This is a genomic window from Schleiferilactobacillus perolens DSM 12744, assembly GCF_001435585.1.
Lineage (GTDB): Bacteria > Bacillota > Bacilli > Lactobacillales > Lactobacillaceae > Schleiferilactobacillus > Schleiferilactobacillus perolens.
The window spans coordinates 1-315 of the sequence record NZ_AZEC01000082.1; the positions used below are offsets into that span (position 1 = coordinate 1).

The 315-nt window shown below is 39.0% G+C and carries 1 protein-coding gene; it reads left to right on the forward strand.

The genetic code is table 11. The annotated features are described in order from the left end of the window. On the forward strand, window positions 1–283 hold a 283-nt coding region (locus FD09_RS15710; RefSeq protein ID WP_157053877.1), incomplete at its 5' end, for an integrase core domain-containing protein. Window positions 284–315: the final 32 nt, after the last annotated feature.

The following is a 315-nucleotide window of genomic DNA, read 5'->3' on the forward strand; positions in this document are numbered from 1 at the left end:
GCAAGCCTTGAGCAGGGCTTCTAAGCCAACCTTTTTGCACTCTGATATGGGTTCACAATACACCAGTATTGCTTATGAAGGCCTGTTAAAGCGGCACCTGATTAGGCATTCATATTCCAAACAAGGTTATCCATATGATAACGGTCCGCTCGAAGCTTTCCATTCGCTACTTAAACGAGAATTTATTTTTCAAACACGTTTTACTAGTTTTGAGGACTTAGTCCTCAGAGTTGAAAATTACATTAACTGGTATAACACCGAAAGAATTAGGATAAACGGCTAATTTTTTTAGTACCAAAACTTGACGTAGGAGCA